The following is a 20,493-nucleotide window of genomic DNA, read 5'->3' on the forward strand; positions in this document are numbered from 1 at the left end:
GGATGTGTTATTCATTGAATAAAATAATAATTTTGAAAATGGCATGGATGACTATTATGTTCAGTTTATTCAGCTCTTTGGCAATCAGCCAGCCGTTATATTCTGCCAACCTAATGAACAGGTTAAAAGATTCTGATCTTGACGGCGTCATTAACGCTAGAGACTTGTGCGCCCATACAGCGCAAGGCATTGACGTCGATATTCATGGCTGCCCGCTCACCGAGCTGGAGTCTTTTAGCTTCGATTTCGATGTTCAATTCAACATTGGCAGCGCAAAACTAAGGCCTGAATATCACGCTCACCTACAAGACTTAGCGACATTTCTACAACAGGCCCCTGACACACAACTTTTAATCGAAGGCCACACAGATAACACCGGAACCGAAGGCTACAACTTAACCCTGTCTAAAAAACGCGCCGAAGCAATTGCTGGTGCGTTAATGTCAACATTTAACATCGACCCTAAGCGCATCAAAACATTGGCTTACGGACAGGAGCGACCGATTGCCTCTAACGACACAGAGGTGGGCAGAACCCGCAATCGCAGAGTCAGTGGTGAGATTGTGGTGCCTTTTCATTATAAAAACGAGGCAGAAAACCATCAAGATGCCAAACACCCTCGCATCGGCCGCAGTGATTTGATCATTCCCTTCAAAAGCAATCGGGACAGTGTCAAGGAGATATACCGCCCCTCAATACAAAGCTTAGGGAAAACACTGCAAGACAACCCAGACACACTACTCATCATAGAGGGTCATACTGACAATGTAGGCCGTCGGGATTACAACTTGGCCCTGTCCATTGAAAGAGCAAACAAGGTTGCGGAGATGATTCGCGCTCAGTTTTCCATTTCAAAAAACAGGCTAAAAGTACGGGGTTATGGGCAAGACGTGCCGATTACTTCCAATGCAACGGAAGCAGGCAGAAAGAAAAATAGACGTGTCAGTACAGAAATAGTTAAAACATTTAAAGCAACACAAAAAGTCCCTCTGCCGAAATGGACCATCTGGAGTGTGGATGAAATGGATCAAAAAACCCCAAAAAACTAGTGAAACTCTCGCTCACGTTGCTTTAACGATACCGCATAATCAAAATAATATTCCACAACAGCGCCCACGTAATTGTAATCTTTGCCTTTTCTAGCAATCAAACCCATGCTGCCCATTTGACGGTATTTTTTCGGCTGATAATGCGTTTCTAAGCGCCAACCCATTGCTTCGCCATTGTACTTTTCCCGAAATAACGACACCCGCTGGTCATCGTTAAAATAATAGCCCAAGCCAATCCGCGAGCTGGTTACATTACTCAAGGTATCATCGGTCGAAATATAGTTGCCAGTGAAAGAAAAATCCCCCAGAAACGCCTCGCCAATAAATTGACCGATAATATCACGCTCTGTTTCTAATTCTTCGTCCATTGGCTCCCGTTCGCTGATTCCAATCCCAAGCCCCAAACGGCCATAATCATTACGCAGGAACCAGTTTGAAGAAAACTCTGATTGGGCAAAACTGTCCGAGGAAGACCCAGTAACCAAATAGTTACTGTTTAATAACACTTGTGTTGAAAGATAGCGGTTGATTGGAATATTCACTTTGAAATCAATGTTCATTAGCGATTTTCGGTCCAAAAGACCATACCCCAAACCAAAGGCAAAGTTCGGTACATCCTGAGCGACAGACGCCGTGCTTTTTGTCTCTACGGCATCGTTGGCATAGACATGAACCACTCCAACACTCATCAAGGGCAACACCAAAAAACGAAAAAATACGCTCAAAACAGATCCATACAGAATAGTGACATGGCGGCTATTGTGACGGGTCTTGAACGAAATCACCAGTCGACCGAAGAGAAAAAATGGAGACTATTTCGACGCTATATTTCGACTAAAAATGCAGGGAATGTAGAACACCCCTGTGATTCGAGAGCAAAGCCCAATATAATAGGCGCAAAGTCGATTAGACGAACACATTTTAGGTTTATACGTTACATGGCAAAAAAACTCTTTATCCAAACTCATGGCTGTCAAATGAACGAATACGATTCCTCTCGTATGGCAGATCTCCTTGGCGAAAGCCATGAAATGGAGCTAACAGACAACGCAGAAGAAGCAGACGTTTTGCTGCTTAACACCTGTTCTATTCGTGAAAAGGCGCAAGACAAGGTCTATCACCAATTAGGTCGTTGGAAAAAACTCAAGCAAAAAAATCCGAACTTAGTGATTGGTGTGGGAGGTTGCGTAGCAAGCCAAGAAGGCGATGCGATTCGCAAACGTGCCAAACATGTCGATATGATTTTTGGCCCGCAAACCTTACATAAACTACCCGAAATGGTGAACGCGGCCGGAAAGCACATTCCCATCACCGACGTTACCTTTCCTGAGATCGAAAAGTTCGATCACTTGCCCGCCCCACGGGTTGATGGTGCAGAAGCGTTTGTGTCTATCATGGAAGGCTGCAGCAAATACTGTACTTTTTGTGTCGTGCCTTATACACGCGGCGAAGAAGTCAGCCGTCCGTTTGATAGCATCTTGCTTGAAGTGGCGCAATTGGCCGAGCAAGGCGTACGTGAAATCCACTTATTAGGGCAAAACGTCAACGCTTACCGTGGCGACACAGCAGAAGGCGATGAAGCGGATCTGGCGGATATTATTCATGCGGTGGCACAAATCGACGGCGTTGAACGCATTCGCTTTACCACCTCGCATCCGGTTGAATTTAGCGACAGCTTGATCGAAGCCTTCCGCAATGAACCAAAACTGGTGAGCCATTTGCATCTACCGGTTCAGAGCGGCGCAGACAGTATTCTAAGCGCGATGAAACGCGGTCATGATCGTCAATATTACATTGATAAAATCAACCGCATTAAAGAAGCTCGCCCGGGCATCAGCTTGTCTTCTGACTTTATTATCGGCTTCCCTGGCGAAACCGATGATGACTTTGTCGATACCATGAACCTAATTCAACAAATCGGCTTTGATCACTCGTTCAGTTTTGTCTACAGTCAACGTCCGGGTACGCCAGCGTCAAACTTAGACGACGACACGTCAGATGAATTGAAAAAAGAACGTTTGGCCATATTACAACGTCGTATTAGTCAACAAGCCTATGACATCAGTTTGTCCATGGTCGGCGACGTACAACGTATTTTGATCAGCGGCTATTCACCGCGCGATCCTGGACAACTACAAGGGCGAACCGAAAACAATCGGATTGTAAATTTCCGTGCATTCGACCCCCAACTAATTGGTAAGTTCGCAGACGTGGTGATCACTGACGCTTATCCTAATTCCTTATTGGGTGAATTAGTCAGCTCCGAACTTGATTCCGACTTTGTACTACAATAAAAGCACGCTTCCATAAAAGTGTACGTCAACAATCAAAGGTAACTCTTGGAAACCACACAGACAACTCAGCAAATCCGTCTAGCACCTGCCGAAGCCAATGCTTTGGTTGGGCTATGCGGTCAACTCGACGAGAACATTAAGCTCATTGAAAAGAGACTTGATGTTTCTATTAAGTACCGTGCCGAGCTATTCGACATCTCAGGAGAGGATTCTGAGCATGTGGCAGCAACAAAAACACTGCTAGAAAACCTCTATCGTGAAGCCTTAGCGAACGCAGAAATCACCCCTGAAACCATTCATCTTTATTTGCAAGAGTCGGCGGTTGAGTCACTCTCCAGCAATAAAAGAGAGAAAGGCGATCCGTTGGTGATTAAAACTCGCAAAGCCTTCATCAAGCCCAAAGGCAAAAACCAACAAGGTTATGTCAAACAGATTCGCAAACACGATATCAACTTTGGCATTGGGCCTGCTGGTACCGGCAAAACCTATTTGGCCGTCGCTTGTGCGGTTGAAGCATTGGAAGCGGATCGTGTTGAACGTATTATGTTGGTTCGCCCTGCGGTAGAGGCGGGTGAAAAGCTTGGTTTCTTACCCGGTGACTTGTCGCAAAAAATCGACCCTTACTTGCGCCCACTGTACGACGCCTTATATGAAATGCTTGGCTTTGAGTTAGTCGACAAATTAATCGAAAAAAACGTCATTGAAATCGCCCCGCTGGCCTTTATGCGGGGTCGAACCTTGAACAACGCCTTTATCATTCTCGATGAAAGCCAAAACACCACCCGCGAACAAATGAAAATGTTCTTAACACGCATTGGCTTTGGCTCGACGGCCGTGATCACTGGCGATACCACGCAGGTAGATCTACCTCGTGGCACCACATCAGGCTTAGCGCAAGCCATGCACGTCTTAAAAGGTGTTAACGGCATCAGCATGACGCTGTTCAGTTCTTCTGACGTGGTTCGTCATCCATTAGTGCAACGTATTGTGGAAGCCTATGACCGCTTCGATGTGGAAGTAGAAGAAGAGAAAAAAGCCCGAACAGAAGCACGCTTTAACGCACAAGCAGAACCCACTGCAGGTAGAAAATAATGGCGTATTTAGAACTCGACTTACAAATCGCAACGGCAGAAACGACGAATTTACCCAGCGAAGCGGATTTTAGACTTTGGGTCGAAAAAGCCCTAGCAGACTCAGATGAAGAGTTTGAAGTCACCATTCGCATCGTCGATGAAGAAGAAAGCCATGCGCTCAATCACGAATACCGTGGCAAAGACAAACCCACCAATGTGTTGTCTTTCCCATTCGAAGCACCGCCTGGGTTAGAACTGCCCTTGCTAGGGGATTTGGTGATCTGCGCTCAAATTGTGGCCAAAGAAGCTAAAGAGCAAAATAAAGAATTATTGCACCATTGGGCCCATATGACGATTCATGGCATCTTGCATTTACGTGGTTATGATCATATAAATGACGACGAAGCAGATGAAATGGAATCCATAGAAACAGAACTACTGGCTTCCCTGTCTATTTCCGACCCTTATTTGATTAAAGAGTGAGCTGATACCCTAATGAGTGACGACCGATCGAGTTTATCCAACGATCAACAAAAATCTTGGTTTGAACGTTTAACCCAAGCCTTTAATGATGAACCTCGTAGCCGTGGCGATATCGTTAAACTTCTAGAAGCCGCGGTAAAGTCCGATATTATTGATCGCGACGCCTTCGCCATTGTGGAAGGCGCACTAGAAGTGTCTGAAGTGCAAGCCCGAGATATTATGATTCCACCGTCGCAAATGGTGGTCATTAAATCGGAAGACGATCCAAAAACCTCAATCCGTAAGATTATTGACTCTTCTCATTCACGCTTTCCCGTGGTGGGCGAAGACTCTGATGAAATTCTTGGTGTCTTGCTGGCCAAAGATTTATTACCGCTACTGTTTAAAGACAGCGCCGTCACCATCGACGATATTTTAGCGCGATTACGCCCAGCGAACTTTATTCCAGAAAGCAAACGCCTAAACGTACTACTCAATGATTTCCGTACTAAGCGCTACCACATGGCGTTGGTATTAGACGAATATGGCAGCGTCTCTGGCCTAGTCACTATTGAAGACGTGCTAGAACAGATCGTCGGTGAAATCGAAGACGAAACCGACAAACTGGACGACGAAGGCATACAAGTGACTACCGAGCCTGGCGTGTACCTTGTGCCTGCCCTGTGCTCTGTAGAAGATTTTAACGAATTCTTTAAAACGGAACTCAACGAAGAAGAGTTCGACACCATTGGCGGTATCTTGGTGCAACAATTTGGCCATGTTCCATTGCGTGACGAAGAATTACACTTTGACAACTTCCACTTCCGTGTTGTGAAGTCGGATGGCCGTCGAGTCAAAACCATTCAAGTCTCCAAACAACCTCTAACCACATCGGAATAATATGAGCATGTCTCACCCCGACTCAACCAATGCGAAGACGGGGTGGGCGCCTCGTTTAATAACGAAAGTATCCAAGCTTCCGCCCTATTTCATCGGTCTTATTGGCATTGTTGCTGGCGCTGTTGGCGTCACCAGCTTTTCGCCCTTTCATTTTTGGCCAGGCTACTTCATTAGCCTGATTGTTTTCAGCCTTCTTATTTTAACCAGCACCACGGCAAAAGCCGCCGGTTGGCGTGGCTCATCGGTCGCGCTGGGATTTTTTGGCGCGGGCGTGTCTTGGGTTTACGTCAGTATTGCCGAATATGGGCAAGTTGGTAGCCTAATAGCGGGACTCATCACGTTCGCATTCGTGGCGGTGCTCTGTGCTTTTTGGGCTTTTTCCGCTTGGCTGGCTTGGAGAATGAGCCAGCGCTTGCCGTTGCTACCTGCCAGTCTGTGGATCACGCTAGCGTTACTATTAGGGGAATTTGCTCGCAGCACACTTTTCACCGGCTTCCCTTGGCTGTTGCCCGGTTACGCCATTGAAAACACTTGGCTGTTTGAGCTTTTACCCATAGGCGGCATTTGGCTAACCAGCAGTATCCTGGTGTTAACCTCTAGCGTCATCGCCAGTGTTTTGCTGAAAAAGAACCACCAATGGACGCTACTGTGCGTCTTGCTGATTATCTGGCTAGGCGCAGCCTTTTTAAATTATTCGCCTATTTCTTGGGTGCAGCAAACAGGCACACTCAAAACCACCTTGATACAAGGCAATGTCAAACAAGATGAAAAATGGTTGGCGCAAACCGCTGGGCAATCACTTGCTTATTACCAGCAAGCGACGATTGAACACCTAGACAGCGAATTGGTCGTCTGGCCAGAAACCGCCGTCACTTACACTTACCCACAAATTAAGCCCTATTTTGCCTCCTTTAGCCAAGAACTGGCCAACAGCAACACCACATTAATCACTGGTATTCCCGACGTTAGTGAAGATAAGCAAAATTATTACAATGCTATTTGGGCAACGGGCGATGGTTTTGGTCTTTATTATAAACGCCGACTGGTTCCCTTTGGCGAATACATCCCTTTTGCCGAATACATAGGCCCTATTCTGGATGTGTTTGGCATGCCCATGTCGAGCTTTAAATCAGGCGATGAAAACCAGCCGGTTCTGCAAGTGGGCGAATGGGGCATTGCGCCGTTTATCTGTTACGAAATTGTCTATGCCGAGCAGGTAAGGCGAATGGTAAGAGACAGTGATTTTCTTATTACGATTAGTAACGATGCGTGGTTTGGCACCTCGTTTGGCCCTTGGCAACATTTGCAAATAGCCCAATTTAGAGCCAAAGAATCGGGTCGCTATGTGATCCGCGCCACCAATACAGGCATTACGGCGTTTATCAATGAAAAAGGTGCCGTGGTCGCTCAAGCGCCACAATTTGAAAGAACCACTCTCACCGCCAACGCCAAAGCCTTTACGGGTAACACGCCATATGTGCTATGGGGTTATTGGCCGACGCTATTACTGCTGGGGATTTGCGTGGTATTTACCTATTTAAACGGCTTAATTCTAAACCGCAAAAACAGATAACCAATAAAGAAATGAACCTTGGCATTTGATTCACGCTGACGCGTTGAGCTTGCGAAACAAGCGCAAGTATTTTCTATTTTAAGAACTGAATACCAAGGCTCATGGTATGCATTACCACGCAGGACACCTACAGGGATGTAGGTGGTAGAGTCGAGTCAGGAACAGAGACCGAGCGTGGGAACGAGGAACAATGAATTACTCAGTTTTATCACTCTGATCATCATGCGTTGACATCAAGCCATAATGACATATTTCACAAGGCGCTAATGCTTGCTTGGTGTCGATCACATTATCATGCCCACAAGACATGCAATGGTAAGTGCCCGGCTCAACGTCCGTCCCGACCACATGACACTCTTCAAGCGGCACAGGGTTGTTATTGGCGTGATTAATCAACCACAACAAAGCCACGTCTTCTTTTTCATCTAACTCGTCGGCCAGCTCATGACCTTCATCAAGGACATACTGCCAATTCGCGTCAATCCATGCTTCGGTATAGCCCATTTTGTCATGCCAATAAGCCGTCATTAAGGCAACGTCTTCCAACAACCAATCTTTTGCACCAACCAATGTTTTGCGTGCTTCTTCGACTAAATTAGAATCACTTTCACTTTTTAATGGATCTTTTTTCATAGAATTCATAACTCCTCCTCCATCTAGCTTCTAATTAGAGCGTCATCTCTATAAAATAGCGGATATTTACAGACTCTGTTAGCCATAGCACTATTATCTTGTGTTATGTCGCTATAATAATGCCCCTCTTTACATTAAAGAGAATACAGGTCTACCAACCTTACGTCGATCACGGGATAAGAAAACACCATGCAAGAACAATATAATCCGCAGCAAATCGAACAAGCTGCTCAATCTTTTTGGGACGAAAACAAAGTCTTCAAAGCCGTCGCTGATTCCAACAAAGAGAAGTTCTACTGCCTTTCTATGTTCCCTTACCCAAGTGGTCGCCTACACATGGGGCACGTACGTAACTACACTATTGGCGACGTTATTTCTCGCTACCAACGTATGCAAGGCAAAAACGTTCTGCAACCAATGGGCTGGGATGCTTTTGGCCTACCTGCTGAAAACGCCGCCATCAAACATAAAACCGCGCCCGCAAAATGGACCACTGAAAACATCGCCTACATGAAAAGCCAACTTAAAGAGCTGGGTTTTGGTTATGATTGGGATCGCGAAATCGCCACCTGTACGCCTGAGTACTACAAATGGGAACAGTGGTTCTTTACCCAATTAGTTGAGAAAGGCTTAGCCTACAAAAAAACCGCCGCGGTTAACTGGTGTCCAGAAGACCAGACTGTCTTGGCTAACGAGCAAGTCGAAGAAGGCTGCTGCTGGCGCTGTGGCACGGCGGTAGAGAAAAAAGAAATTTCTCAATGGTTTATCCGCATCACAGATTACGCAGAAGAATTATTAAACGACCTTGATCAACTAGACGGCTGGCCGGAAAAGGTTAAAGCCATGCAACGTAACTGGATTGGTCGTTCAGAAGGGCTTGAATTCAGCTTTGCCGTAGCAGGCAAAGACGAGCGTCTATCAGTTTATACCACGCGCCCAGACACTATTATGGGGGTGACTTATGTTGCCGTCGCAACACAACACCCTTTGTCATTAGAAGCGTCAGAAAACAACGCAGATTTGGCGAGCTTCATTGCTGAAAGCAAAAAAATGTCGACCACCGAAGCCGACATGGCAACGGTCGAGAAAAAAGGCATGGACACGGGCTTTAAAGCCATCCACCCCATTACTGGCGACGCGCTTCCGGTTTACGCGGCGAACTTCGTGCTAATGGATTACGGTTCTGGCGCCGTGATGTCGGTGCCCGCTCACGATCAACGTGACTTTGAATTTGCGAAAAAATACGGTTTGGCAATCAAGTCAGTTGTCCAACCAGCCGGTGACGAAGTGGTTGACCTAGAAAAAGCCGCCTTCACCGAGAAAGGCGTACTTTGCAACTCTGGCGAGTTTGATGGCTTGGCCTTCAAAGAAGCCTTTGATGCTATTTCCTCTTGGATGATAGAACGCAAGCTAGGCGAAGTGAAAGTCAACTACCGCCTACGTGACTGGGGTGTGAGCCGCCAACGTTATTGGGGAACGCCCATCCCAACCATCAACCTAAAAGATGGCTCGGTTGTGCCGGTTCCACAAGATCAGCTCCCTGTTGTATTACCAACCGATGTGATCATGGACGGGGTTAATTCACCGATCAAGAACAATCCAGCCTTCTCTTCCGTTATGTTTAATGGCGAGGAAGCCGAACGTGAAACCGATACTTTCGATACCTTCATGGAATCGTCTTGGTATTTTGCGCGTTACTGCTGCCCAGATTCCACCGATGCCATGCTAACAGAAGAAGCCAATTACTGGCTTCCTGTTGACCAGTACGTTGGTGGGGTTGAACACGCTATTCTTCACTTGCTGTACTCACGCTTCTTCCATAAATTGCTACGTGATGCGGGTCTAGTGAACTCTGATGAACCTTTCAAACGTCTATTGACGCAAGGCATGGTTAACAAAGATGGCACCAAGATGTCTAAGTCCAAAGGCAACACGGTCGACCCACAAGAGATGATTGAAAAATACGGTGCCGATACCGTCCGTTTGTTCATGATGTTCAGCGCGCCACCAGAACAATCGCTTGAATGGAACGACGCCGGGGTTGATGGTGCTTCACGTTTCTTACGCCGTTTATGGGCGCTATCTTACCGTCATACCAATGCGGGGAAAGCTGGCACGCTAAACATTGCCGAACTAAATGGCGCGCAAAAAGCCTTACGCCGTAAGACTCATGAAACCATTCAAAAAGTCACCGACGATATTGAACGTCGCCAAACCTTCAACACCGCCATTGCGGCCGTAATGGAGCTTTGCAACGAGATCAGCAAGTTTGAAGACCCATCCGAATTAGGCCTTGCTGTCGTGCAAGAGGCTTTGGAAGCGGCAACCTTATTACTGTCTCCGATCGTTCCTCATATTGCTCATCAGTTATGGAGCGAACTAGGCCACAATGATAACGTCGTCAATACGCCATGGCCGACACTCGATGAGGAAGCCTTAGTCAAAGACGAGCTGATTATTGTGGTTCAAGTCCTAGGTAAAAAACGCGCCGAATTGACCGTTTCTGCCAGTGCTGACAACAAAACCATTGAAGCCGAAGCGCTCGCGCACCCAGGTGTTGCCAAGTACCTTGAAGGCAAAACGGTACGTAAAGTTATTGTGGTGCCGGGGCGTTTGGTCAACATTGTTGCTAACTAACCCTGTTGCCAACTAATCGAGGCACAATAAGGGGTGGCGATGCCATCCCTTATTCCCTCACTACCTTACAGAGATCACCAATATGACAGCCACATTGACACACTTTACTCGCTTATTTTTATTCGCCTTACTCACCCTAAGTGTTGTCGCTTGTGGCTTCCATCTGCGAGGTGATGTCACCCTTCCTGCCAAACTCAAGGTGTTGACCCTAACATCAGACAGTGGCTCAGATCATTTTGATAGATCGCTACGCGGTGTTTTAAGCAAAGCGGGCATTGTGATTATCAATAAAACCAACGCCACAGCAGACACTCTGAACCTAAAAATCAACCCCATCACCACAGCCGATACAGAACTGGCTCGAGATGGCAACAACGATATTTCACAGCTCCAACGTCGTTTAAGCAGCGTCTATTTTATCCGTCAAGCAGACGGCAAATCTGTCTACGGCCCACGCACTATTAGCACAACAAAAACACTCAGCAATCAAAATGCCGAAGAAAGCGCCAAGGCATCTTACAACCAGGATCAGGTCAAAATCATGGCAGAAGAACTAGCCAAGCAGCTTATTTATGACCTCAACTATGCGCCACTTTAAATTACATTCTAAGTCACATTCTAAATCACAGTAGAGTTAGACAAATACCACACCATGAGACCTTTGCACGATGAAAGTTAGAGCTGAACAACTACCACCGCAGCTCAAAAAAAACCTCGCGCCGATTTATATTATTTCGGGGGACGAGGTTTTGTTGTGTCAAGAAGCCGCGGACCAAATCCGCAAAGCCGCTCAATTTCATCACATAGACGAACGCCTACGTTTTGTGGCCGATGCGCAGTTCGACTGGCAAGACGTCATCAATGAAAACCAAAGCCTGTCGTTGTTTTCGACGCGTCGTATGTTTGACATTCAAATTGATAAAATGGGCGAAAAACACAGCAAAGCCCTAGCGCAATTGGGTCAGTCTCTAAGTGAAGACAATGTCATTTTATTGACCTTGCCTAAAATTGACGCGCGAACCCAAAAAGCAAAATGGTTCACGCAATTGGAATCCCAAGGTGTCTTCGTACAAATTTGGCCGATTGATTCAAGCCGTCTGCCCGCTTGGGTGCAGCAAAGAGCGCAAGCCCTCGACCTTTCACTTACCCGTGATGCCGCCAGTATCATCTGCGAGCGTGGAGAAGGTAACCTGCTTGCCCTTTCCCAAGAATTAGAAAAACTGGCGTTATTGCACGGACAAGGCGCCAAGATTGATGCCGAGAAAGTCGTCGAATCCGTTGCCGACAGCAGCCGCTATTCGATTTATGATCTCAGTGACCGTCTTTTAATGGGCAAAACCAAAGACGCTATGCACTGTCTTAACCAACTTATTGGCGAGGGCATGGAAGCCAGCATTATTCTTTGGCTGTTTAATCGAGAAATTCAAACTCTGGCCAACTTACTGCAAAGCATGCAGTCTTCTAGTTTTAGACAAGCCTGCCAAAACGAAAGAATTTGGGACAAGCGCGTCCCCTTTTATGAAAGCGCCCTATCGCGCCACAACAAGATCACCCTTCCTTATATGCAAAACTATCTCGCCCTGATCGATAAAAGCATCAAGGGGCTAGAAGGCCCAAACAGCGAAACCGGTTTTCGTAATCTAGTGATGATGTTTTGTGGCTACAAACCAACGATTACAGAGCTGGACATTCCAGCGTAACCTACACACCTTATCCCGCTCTTTTTGGTAGACATAAACCATGACTAACACCTCAATTATCGAAGAAATTAATGTTTGGACAACGCCACTGTTTGTCACTCAAATGCCCGACCACGACTTTTTAAAAGAGGCGCTGCTCGCCGCGGTCTATCAACAAAAAGCCCTGCAAACCACGGCCATTGAGAGCCAAATTGCACCCAAAGCCAAACACGCTTTGCATGAAAGTAGATTGGACTTTTTGGAGCTTGCCGATGCCAATGTAATGGAAGCCAAACGCGCTTTAGAAGAGTTGATTCTAGAGATTGCCGCGTCGGTCAATCAGGCGTTTTGGCCGGAAGATACGCAAGCTGACGCACATATTATTGAATCTTGGTACCACGTCACGCAAAAAGGCGGCTACCATGACGCTCACTCTCACCCAAATTGTTCGTGGTGTGGCATCTATTATCTAGAACCAGGAGATGCCAATATCGAAGGCAATGGCGGCCTAAATCGCTTTTATGATCCAAGAGTCAATGCGGAACATTATGCGGACCCTGGCACCGCTTACCTTGGCGGTCATGGGGTTTGGGACTTCACCCCCACCGATGGCCAAGTGGTTATTTTTCCATCTTATCTAAAGCATTCTGCCTTGCCTTATTTTGGCGACAAAGATCGTGTTGTTATTGCTTTTAACAGTATTATCGAAGCCTACTAAGACAAAAACCGTCAGCGCCTTTCCCCCACGAGCCTTCTAAGGAATGGCGTTGGCCCGCCTATCCGGCCCCCTCTTTGCTTCTTTCTTTTACAATAAATGTCATAAGTTTCCACTCAAACATTCACAACAGACGGCTATTTGTAGTAATTTAACAAGTAATATTTCACAATCACGGAGAAGCCTATGCGTTTCCAGTTTGATCAACTCAGCGGCAACCAGCGCTATCACCTGATCACCCAAACCATTACGCCAAGACCCATTGCATGGATAATGACCAAAAACGAAAACGCGAGTTACAATCTTGCGCCTTTTTCGTATTTTGCCCCTATTTCTTCCGACCCTGCGCTTTTAATGGTTTCCATTGGCAATAAAGCAAACGACGTTGCCAAAGACACGAAATACAATCTACAGCGAGAAAAGGAATGTGTTTTGCATATTCCAAGTGGGGATTTAATAAACGCGGTTAACGAAAGTGCGGCGACGTTATCTTATGATGAATCTGAACTCCCCAGAGCGGGTTTGTCACTGACTGATTTCACCAAGACATTGCCTCGTATCACAGAAGCAAAAGTCGCTCTCCACTGTAAACTGTACGACCTACACACATTAGGTAATTCAGCGTTTAATGCGATTTATTTGGAAATATTGGATGCATATATTGATGATAACCTTATAACAGAAGTAGGTGATCGCACTCTCATCGATAACAAAAAACTCAATCCGCTTTCACGACTAGGTGGCAATGATTACGCCCTTTTAGGCGAGACAGTAACGATCAAACGTCCTAACTAGGGCAATACAGATTTGGGGTACTAAAAATGGACGTCACAAAACAAGTACAAGCTTTTCCCTTTACGGCTGACGCTGATGACGAATTAGCGTCATCACTGATCGACATTGCCAACATTAAGACACTCAAAGCTGGGGACATATTAGCCAAGCAATTTGAAGTAGGCCAACACCTCTACTTTCTGATTGAAGGCGAAATTGCCATTTCCGTGCCGCTACAAGACACAGGAACATCTTACAATGTTGGTCTAATAAACAACCCATTTTCTCCGGTTGGCTGGTCTGCGTTTCGACATCCTTCTCGCTATGCAACCACCTTTACGGCCACCAAATCTTCGACTTTACTGGTCTGGCCTCTGGTCGCGTTACAAAAAATACTCGACGCCAATTTACTCTTTGCCAGCCAATTTCTACAGTTTGTTTATCAAGAATCTTTACCCGTTCTTACGGACATACAGAACCAAACACGGCCGTTTTTTTCTAACGAGACCTTGGCGTTTGAAGAGACTCGCCCGCTGATTAACTCTGAGACACAAGTTCACGCACTTAAAGACGCCATCAGTTTGCTCAACTATGCGCCTTTTTGCGAAACCTTCACCCAAGCAGAAATACACACACTGGCGAAAAAATCATCGATTTTATTGGCACATCAAGGTGATATTTTAAGCCAACAAGACCAGCCCGCGGGTGGCCTATATCTGCTGATTAAAGGCAAGGTGGTTGTCAGTTATCAAACCGATTCTGGCGATATTATTACCACGCGCACCATCTCCCGTGCCGGTACCGTGCTGGCTTGGGCTACAAAAAATAACACGCTAAAGAATCGCACATCGATTATCTCTTCCAGAGACAGCAGCATTTTGTTTATCAAACGAGATGATCTATTGGAAATATTCGCTGACAACCCTAAATTTTTGGTCAAATATCTATACCGACTGATTTGGCTCATAGGAACACACTTATTAGCGGCCAGAATGCGTTATTTGTCGCAGATCGCCAACGATGAAGTACTGGCCGTCAGTAACGTGATAGAGCAAAATGCAGCCCTGTTGCCGGTTAGCTCACCATTGTATAAAGTCAGCGAACTGCTCAAGAGCGCGATTACAACCGACGAAGCATTTGGCGTGCTGTATAAATGCCTGCATTTTGGCTGCGTACTAGAACGCACTATTTCTGGTATGTGTTTAGACATTTTAAAAGACTTACAACGCGAAAATGCTTTTTATCGTCATTTGCAAAATGTCTATGACACCATTAATACTCTTCCTAAAGACACCCCCGCACTGGATGCACGACGGTTGGCTTCTGAGTTGTTTAAACAAGCTTTTCAGCAAGTTCCCTATGTTATCAAGGGACTAGAAAACTTACCCAAAAAAGCCGGCTCCGTGTTTATTTATAATCACCTGCTTGGCTCTCCTACCAATCGCTTACCCAATGGCTTCCGTTTCTCCATGGACGCTCAATTCATTGGCACCATGGTAATAGACAACGAGTACGGCGTTTCAGGCCAGCGCGTTGTACGTCGCAGTAAAGAAAGTGAGTTTTGGCGTGATGACTTCTATGAAAAATTCGGCAACATTTTTATTGATAGCTGGGAAAACCTCACCAGAGACACGCCAGAATACGAGGATTTCATTCAACAATCTCAAGCCACGTTGCGACAAAATTTTCCATTATTAATTTCTCCAGAAGGGCAAAGTTTCAGCACCCATCAATCGCCCGGCCCATTATTGCCTCATGTTTTTGAGGTTGCAGGTTCGATGGGAAGCGATGAGCCTTGGATCGTCCCCATCGTTGTCGCCAACTTCGACAAACGGGCCGACCACAACATTTATACCGTGATCATAAAACCCGCGTTTAAATTGTCTGACCGAGTGGATGTAAACGACAAAAAAGCCTTGGATCAGTTCCTCGTCACCTATCAAGAGGAATACAAAAGCTACGTCAATGAAGCCGTTGAGCTATCCAGAGAAATACGCCAATACCCTATATTCAGCGGCAAAAATGGCTACCGCTCTAACGTCATGAGTTTAAACCAGATTGATATTGAATTTGAATCTGACGTAAGAGAGCTGGAGTTTCATCTTGCATACCAGCAATACAAAGAACAACCCGTGGCGTTTTACGGCTCATCAACCATGCGTCTATGGAACGATTTTGCCCACCACTTCCGAGACAAAGAGGGCATTAATCTAGGGTTTGGTGGCGCAACCTTAGCTGCCTGCGTGTACTACTTTGAACGTATTATCTTGCCTCATAAGCCTCGCTCATTGGTCATCTATGCGGGTGATAACGACATTGGCAACCACTGTGACAGCAACAAGGTAGTTGAACTGTATATTGAGCTTTTACAGAAAATTGATGAGCACCTGCCCAACATTCCTGTCACGCTAATTAGCATAAAATGCAGCCCAGCCCGCATCAAAATGCGCCATACCATTGAGACTGCCAACAAGCAATTGGCGCGCCTGGCTCAGACACGCCCTAATACACAGTATGTGGACTTATTCGCGACACTATTAGACAAGCATGGCGAGATACAAGAAAACTTATTTGAAGGCGACAGACTGCATTTAAATCACAAAGCCTATGCGCTTTGGACTAAGCGACTGCTTGAAACGGAGGATTTTATTTTCCAAAAGTAGCCGCTGTCTAACAGTACAGATACATAACAGTACTGATACATAAAAGTACTGATACATAAAAGTACTGACCATAAAAAGTCCCCCCAATATTGGTTATCCAACTATTGGGGGTGACTTCAATCAGAGCGTTTTTTTATGGAAAAAGCGTACCGACAATCACTTTTAAGCCGAGCAAAATAAGAATACTCCCCATCCCTCTATCCACCCAAACGATATGACGGCGCAACCATGCCAGTACAGGGCCACCCGCCAAAAGCAGAGCCACCAACACGTACCAGCCAGTATCGACCACAAAAACGGTTGCCCACAATTGAAGTTTAATCAACGCATCCATATTGCTGGGAATTAGCTGGCTAAACAACGCCAAGAAAAACAGGGCGATTTTCGGATTCATTAAAGAGACCATCAAGCCATCACGAGCCGCTCCCCAATAGGAAGAAGGTACGCCTTCCGCTTGTGCTTCTTTTCCTTGTCCTGCGTAGCGCCATGCTTTGACGCCAAGCCACGCAAGATAACAACCACCAAGTACGGTTAGCAGCGCAAAAACGTCTTGGTATTTGTTCATCAAGATTGCTAAGCCTTGCAGTGTTAAAAAAGCCCAAAAACCAATACCTAACCCATGCGTAATAGCAGAAAGTACGCCGTGCAGAGCAGACTGAGACACAGACACTCGTATAATCACCGCCAAGCTTGGCCCTGGAGAAATCGCCCCCATCACACAAACCGCTACCAAAGAAAGCCACGTCGCTATATCCATATTTTCTCACTACTTTTAAACATAAATTCATTAATATCAGGAGGCTGGGGGGCGATAAAATCGCACCGTATACTATCTAATCCAACGTTAAAAATCGAATTCAACGCTAACAATCGGACCTAATTAAGGGTCAGACTTAAATTCAGCTCGACGCAACAAAATGCCTGCCATCCTATTGACCTTTATTTAAAAAAAGGTCAGCATAAAGACACTCATTAACGCAAATACACTAGATTTTATTTTATGAACAGCATTCTCTTAAATAAACGTAACGGCGATAAACGTAAAGCAAAAAAGCTTTGCGGCGCTGACGTGTGGAACTAAGAGACAAACCATTCCCCGGCAGCATTCTCGCTGACGGTTTACCCTTCTTCGCAGCAGAATGCCTACCGGCCTAAACGAGGCTAAAACATGTTCTACGGCGCAATCACTGCATTAATCACTCCATTTCGTCAGGGTCAATTAGACGAAGACGCTTTGCGTAACATTGTACGTTGGCAAATCGATCAAGGCATCAACGGTTTAGTGCCTGTTGGCACCACCGGCGAATCCCCCACCTTGAGCGAGCACGAGCACAAACGTGTGATTGAAATTACCGTACAAGAAACCAATAAAGCCGTTCCTGTGCTAGCGGGCGCCGGGTCAAATAACCCAGTTGAAGCGGTCAACTACTCAGAATACGCTTATCAAGCAGGTGCAGACGCTACCTTGCACGTCGCAGGCTACTACAATCGTCCAAACCAAACGGGTTTGTATGAGCATTTCAAGTACGTCCATGACAACAGCAAGCTGCCTATCATTCTTTACAACATTCCACCACGCTCTGTGGTCGGTTTAGAGGTTAGTACCTTGGCTCGGTTAGCGGAATTGCCCAGAGTGATCGGTGTAAAAGACGCAACGGGGGACCTTACTCGGCCGATTCGCGAGCGGGCGTTCATTAATAAGCCCTTTAATTTTTTAAGCGGTGACGATATTACCAGCGTCGCTTACAACATAGGGGGTGGCAACGGCTGTATTTCGGTCACATCTAACGTGGCACCAAAACAGGTCGTAGAGTTACAACGTTTATGTCGCGAAGGCAAATATGTCGAAGCAGCACAATTACAGGACAAGCTGTTTGCTCTGCATAATGCTCTTTTTATTGAACCTAACCCCACAGGCCCCAAATACGCCATGTCATTGCTAGGTCTTTGCACAGAAGAATGTCGTTTACCAATGGTGCCATTACAAGACAGCACCAAAGCAACCATTCGTCGTATTATGGAGGAACTGGAGCTTATTTAAACGCGACTCGATTACAAAAAAACGCCCCCATCTTGAAAGCTCAACGATGGGGGCTGATGTTAAAAAATACAAACTGTCGGCTAGATGTCAGTGTTTTATGCGCCACAACGCTTGGCCTGACTGCTTATCGATTAAGTCCAAACGCTCTTCGTGGGCGGTTAATTCATCATCAGACGCTTTAATGACTTTTAAACTAGGTCGATCAGCAGTGAAGCGACGCACCTCCTCGACTCCGCCATCCTCTTTCGAATCAGAGTCTGCGCTGTTTGCCAAACCTAAACTGGTCTGCCCCCCGGTCATCAATAGATAAACATCGGCCAGAATTTCCGCGTCTAATAAGGCCCCATGTAATTCTCGATGCGAGTTATCAATGCCATATCGTCGACATAAAATGTTTAGGTTATTTTTTTGTCCAGGGTGTTTTTTACGCGCGTACACCAAGCTATCAAAAACACCACACACTTCGGCTATTTTAGGATAACCGCCCAATCGAGCAAATTCATGATCAATAAAGCCAATATCAAAAGGTGCATTATGGATAATTAGCTCTGCACCTTTAATGAAATCAAAAAAGTCTTGTGCCACTTCATGAAAGCGAGGTTTATCAGCAAGATATTCATTACTGATACCATGTACTCGAAAGGCCTCTTCTTCCACTTCTCGGTCAGGGTTAATATACACATGAAAGTGGCGCTTGGTGAACTTGCGCCCCACCATTTCCACACAACCGATTTCGATAATACGATGCCCTTGTTTAGGGTCAATGCCTGTTGTTTCAGTATCAAGAATGACTTGCCTCATGATGCCGCCCTTAATTCTTCAATGCCCTGATTGGCTAATTGATCGGCGATTTCGTTGCCTTCAATACCAGCATGACCCTTTACCCATTTCCAAGTCACTTCATGATGCTGACACTGTTCATCTAGGGCTTGCCAAAGGTCTTTATTTTTTACGGGTTGTTTCGATGCCGTCATCCAGCCTTTGCGTTTCCAACCAGCCAACCATTCGGTAATGCCTTTTTGTACATAGGACGAATCGGTATACAAAGTCACTGAGCATTTTTCCTTTAACGCTCGCAGCCCTTCTATGGCGCCCATCAATTCCATACGATTGTTGGTCGTGTTTTGCTCACCGCCACACAAGCGCTTTTCATGCTCACCAAAAGCCAGCCAAGCGCCCCAACCTCCGATGCCGGGGTTTCCCTTGCAAGCACCGTCTGTGTACATAATTACCTTTTTCACTCTTTCATCTCTTTTACGGTTGGTTTTGACAAGGGGGGAACTCGAACCCGCGCCCCTGACCAACGAGGTTTTAATGGAATATGACGCTTCACCTGTTTTGTTGCCGTCATGACATACACGCCGCTAAAGGGCAATTTGAGTGGCCTAAGCACCTTACCAAGCCATTGGAAGTGGGAGCGCCATTTGCTGCTTTGCAAGGGGGGGTCGTAGTATACAAAACGCTTTGTTTCTAAGGTTAATCCCGCTACTTTCAACCAATCTTCTAAGCGCTGATGGGCAATAAATTGTCCACACCAAGGGGCTTTAATACGCTTGGAAAACACTCGGCACAGCCCCCATAAACTCCAAGGGTTAAAACCAACAATAATCAACTTCCCACTTGGCAATAACGTTCTGGCCGCTTCCCTTAAATCATCATGAGGCATCGCAGAAATATCCAACGCGTGATGAAAAATATGCACATCCACGCCATCCGCTTCAAATGGTAACTCACTCGCTCTTGCCACAACCGTATGACAAGGCGCACCAAACTCTAATAAAGGCGCAATCAAAATGCTCTCGCGCAGGCGATGTTTTTCTAACTTAATATCTTTTAAAGGCGACTGAATGACTAAATAATAACCTACTGTAGAGTCAATCTCAGCCGCCATTTCTGCCAGCTCCAATGCTAGAACACTGCGTCCCAGATCACTTTTATACCAATTCTGAAAAAATTGTCTTGATTGATCATCCAACATACAATGAATTCTCTGTGTAAAA

The 20,493-nt window shown here is 46.0% G+C and carries 19 protein-coding genes; 13 read left to right on the forward strand and 6 right to left on the reverse strand.

Annotated elements, in window-relative coordinates; translation table 11 throughout:
* Positions 1-56 precede the first annotated feature (56 nt).
* Positions 57-1,049 carry an OmpA family protein gene (locus J8N69_RS00760; RefSeq protein ID WP_168822039.1) on the forward strand — a complete coding sequence of 331 codons (993 nt, stop codon included), beginning with the start codon at positions 57-59 and terminating at the stop codon, positions 1,047-1,049.
* On the opposite strand, the gene J8N69_RS00765 is transcribed toward J8N69_RS00760, so the two are convergent.
* Positions 1,046-1,774: a hypothetical protein gene (locus tag J8N69_RS00765; protein WP_227803932.1), complete on the reverse strand. Its 729-nt coding sequence runs from the start codon at positions 1,772-1,774 to the stop codon at positions 1,046-1,048. The two genes, J8N69_RS00760 and J8N69_RS00765, sit on opposite strands and share 4 nt — an antisense overlap.
* A 213-nt stretch (positions 1,775-1,987) precedes the next feature.
* Here J8N69_RS00765 and miaB point away from each other — a divergent pair, with 213 nt between their 5' ends.
* The 5 genes from miaB to lnt are packed head-to-tail and all read left to right on the forward strand — an operon-like array spanning position 1,988 to position 7,351.
* A complete protein-coding gene (gene miaB, locus J8N69_RS00770) occupies positions 1,988-3,343 on the forward strand; it encodes a tRNA (N6-isopentenyl adenosine(37)-C2)-methylthiotransferase MiaB (protein WP_168822038.1) in 1,356 nt (451 codons plus the stop codon).
* A gap of 45 nt (positions 3,344-3,388) precedes the next feature.
* A complete protein-coding gene (locus J8N69_RS00775; protein WP_168822037.1) occupies positions 3,389-4,435 on the forward strand; it encodes a PhoH family protein in 1,047 nt (348 codons plus the stop codon).
* Positions 4,435-4,899 (forward strand): rRNA maturation RNase YbeY, encoded by a 465-nt coding sequence (gene ybeY, locus J8N69_RS00780; RefSeq protein ID WP_168822036.1) that lies wholly within the window; start codon positions 4,435-4,437, stop codon positions 4,897-4,899. Before J8N69_RS00775 ends, ybeY begins: the two co-directional genes overlap by 1 nt.
* Before the next feature lie 12 nt (positions 4,900-4,911).
* Complete coding sequence (locus J8N69_RS00785) at positions 4,912-5,778, forward strand: HlyC/CorC family transporter (RefSeq protein WP_168822035.1); 867 nt, start codon at positions 4,912-4,914, stop codon at positions 5,776-5,778.
* Position 5,779: 1 nt separating this feature from the next.
* Positions 5,780-7,351 (forward strand): apolipoprotein N-acyltransferase, encoded by a 1,572-nt coding sequence (gene lnt, locus J8N69_RS00790; RefSeq protein ID WP_227803933.1) that lies wholly within the window; start codon positions 5,780-5,782, stop codon positions 7,349-7,351.
* 195 nt (positions 7,352-7,546) lie between these two features.
* Here the strand turns inward: lnt and J8N69_RS00795 are convergent, their stop codons facing one another.
* Positions 7,547-7,993 carry a hypothetical protein gene (locus J8N69_RS00795; protein ID WP_168822034.1) on the reverse strand — a complete coding sequence of 149 codons (447 nt, stop codon included), beginning with the start codon at positions 7,991-7,993 and terminating at the stop codon, positions 7,547-7,549.
* 180 nt (positions 7,994-8,173) lie between these two features.
* On the opposite strand from J8N69_RS00795, the gene leuS reads away from it, so the two are divergent.
* The 6 genes from leuS (at position 8,174) to J8N69_RS00825 (ending at position 16,452) form a co-directional block, all read left to right on the forward strand.
* On the forward strand, positions 8,174-10,621 hold the full coding sequence (gene leuS, locus J8N69_RS00800; protein ID WP_168822033.1) for a leucine--tRNA ligase: 2,448 nt from the start codon (positions 8,174-8,176) through the stop codon (positions 10,619-10,621).
* Between the two features lie 82 nt (positions 10,622-10,703).
* Entirely contained in the window at positions 10,704-11,219 is a 516-nt protein-coding gene (locus J8N69_RS00805; protein ID WP_168822032.1) for an LPS-assembly lipoprotein LptE, read from the forward strand.
* A 70-nt stretch (positions 11,220-11,289) separates the two neighbouring features.
* The gene (gene holA, locus J8N69_RS00810) at positions 11,290-12,321 is read left to right on the forward strand and encodes a DNA polymerase III subunit delta (protein WP_168822031.1); all 1,032 of its coding nucleotides are present in this window, start codon (positions 11,290-11,292) and stop codon (positions 12,319-12,321) included.
* A gap of 40 nt (positions 12,322-12,361) precedes the next feature.
* Positions 12,362-13,018: a putative 2OG-Fe(II) oxygenase gene (locus J8N69_RS00815; protein WP_168822030.1), complete on the forward strand. Its 657-nt coding sequence runs from the start codon at positions 12,362-12,364 to the stop codon at positions 13,016-13,018.
* A gap of 183 nt (positions 13,019-13,201) precedes the next feature.
* Positions 13,202-13,810, forward strand: a complete 609-nt coding sequence (locus J8N69_RS00820) for a flavin reductase family protein (RefSeq protein ID WP_168822029.1) — start codon at positions 13,202-13,204, stop codon at positions 13,808-13,810.
* 26 nt (positions 13,811-13,836) lie between these two features.
* Positions 13,837-16,452 (forward strand): cyclic nucleotide-binding domain-containing protein, encoded by a 2,616-nt coding sequence (locus J8N69_RS00825; protein WP_168822028.1) that lies wholly within the window; start codon positions 13,837-13,839, stop codon positions 16,450-16,452.
* Positions 16,453-16,585: 133 nt separating this feature from the next.
* Here J8N69_RS00825 and J8N69_RS00830 read toward each other — a convergent pair whose 3' ends face one another.
* Entirely contained in the window at positions 16,586-17,209 is a 624-nt protein-coding gene (locus tag J8N69_RS00830; RefSeq protein ID WP_168822027.1) for a LysE family translocator, read from the reverse strand.
* A gap of 411 nt (positions 17,210-17,620) precedes the next feature.
* Here J8N69_RS00830 and dapA point away from each other — a divergent pair, with 411 nt between their 5' ends.
* Entirely contained in the window at positions 17,621-18,493 is an 873-nt protein-coding gene (gene dapA / locus J8N69_RS00835; RefSeq protein WP_168822026.1) for a 4-hydroxy-tetrahydrodipicolinate synthase, read from the forward strand.
* A gap of 87 nt (positions 18,494-18,580) precedes the next feature.
* Here dapA and dnaQ read toward each other — a convergent pair whose 3' ends face one another.
* From dnaQ to J8N69_RS00850, 3 genes are read right to left on the reverse strand one after another with little or no spacing between them, the layout of a single operon-like run.
* Positions 18,581-19,294, reverse strand: a complete 714-nt coding sequence (gene dnaQ / locus J8N69_RS00840) for a DNA polymerase III subunit epsilon (protein ID WP_168822025.1) — start codon at positions 19,292-19,294, stop codon at positions 18,581-18,583.
* On the reverse strand, positions 19,291-19,734 hold the full coding sequence (rnhA, locus tag J8N69_RS00845) for a ribonuclease HI (protein WP_227803934.1): 444 nt from the start codon (positions 19,732-19,734) through the stop codon (positions 19,291-19,293). The genes dnaQ and rnhA overlap by 4 nt, the downstream gene beginning before the upstream one ends.
* Positions 19,731-20,471 carry a class I SAM-dependent methyltransferase gene (locus tag J8N69_RS00850; protein WP_168822024.1) on the reverse strand — a complete coding sequence of 247 codons (741 nt, stop codon included), beginning with the start codon at positions 20,469-20,471 and terminating at the stop codon, positions 19,731-19,733. Before J8N69_RS00850 ends, rnhA begins: the two co-directional genes overlap by 4 nt.
* Positions 20,472-20,493 lie beyond the last annotated feature (22 nt).

It is taken from the genome of Marinomonas profundi, from assembly GCF_020694005.1.
GTDB classification, from domain to species: Bacteria; Pseudomonadota; Gammaproteobacteria; order Pseudomonadales; family Marinomonadaceae; genus Marinomonas; species Marinomonas profundi.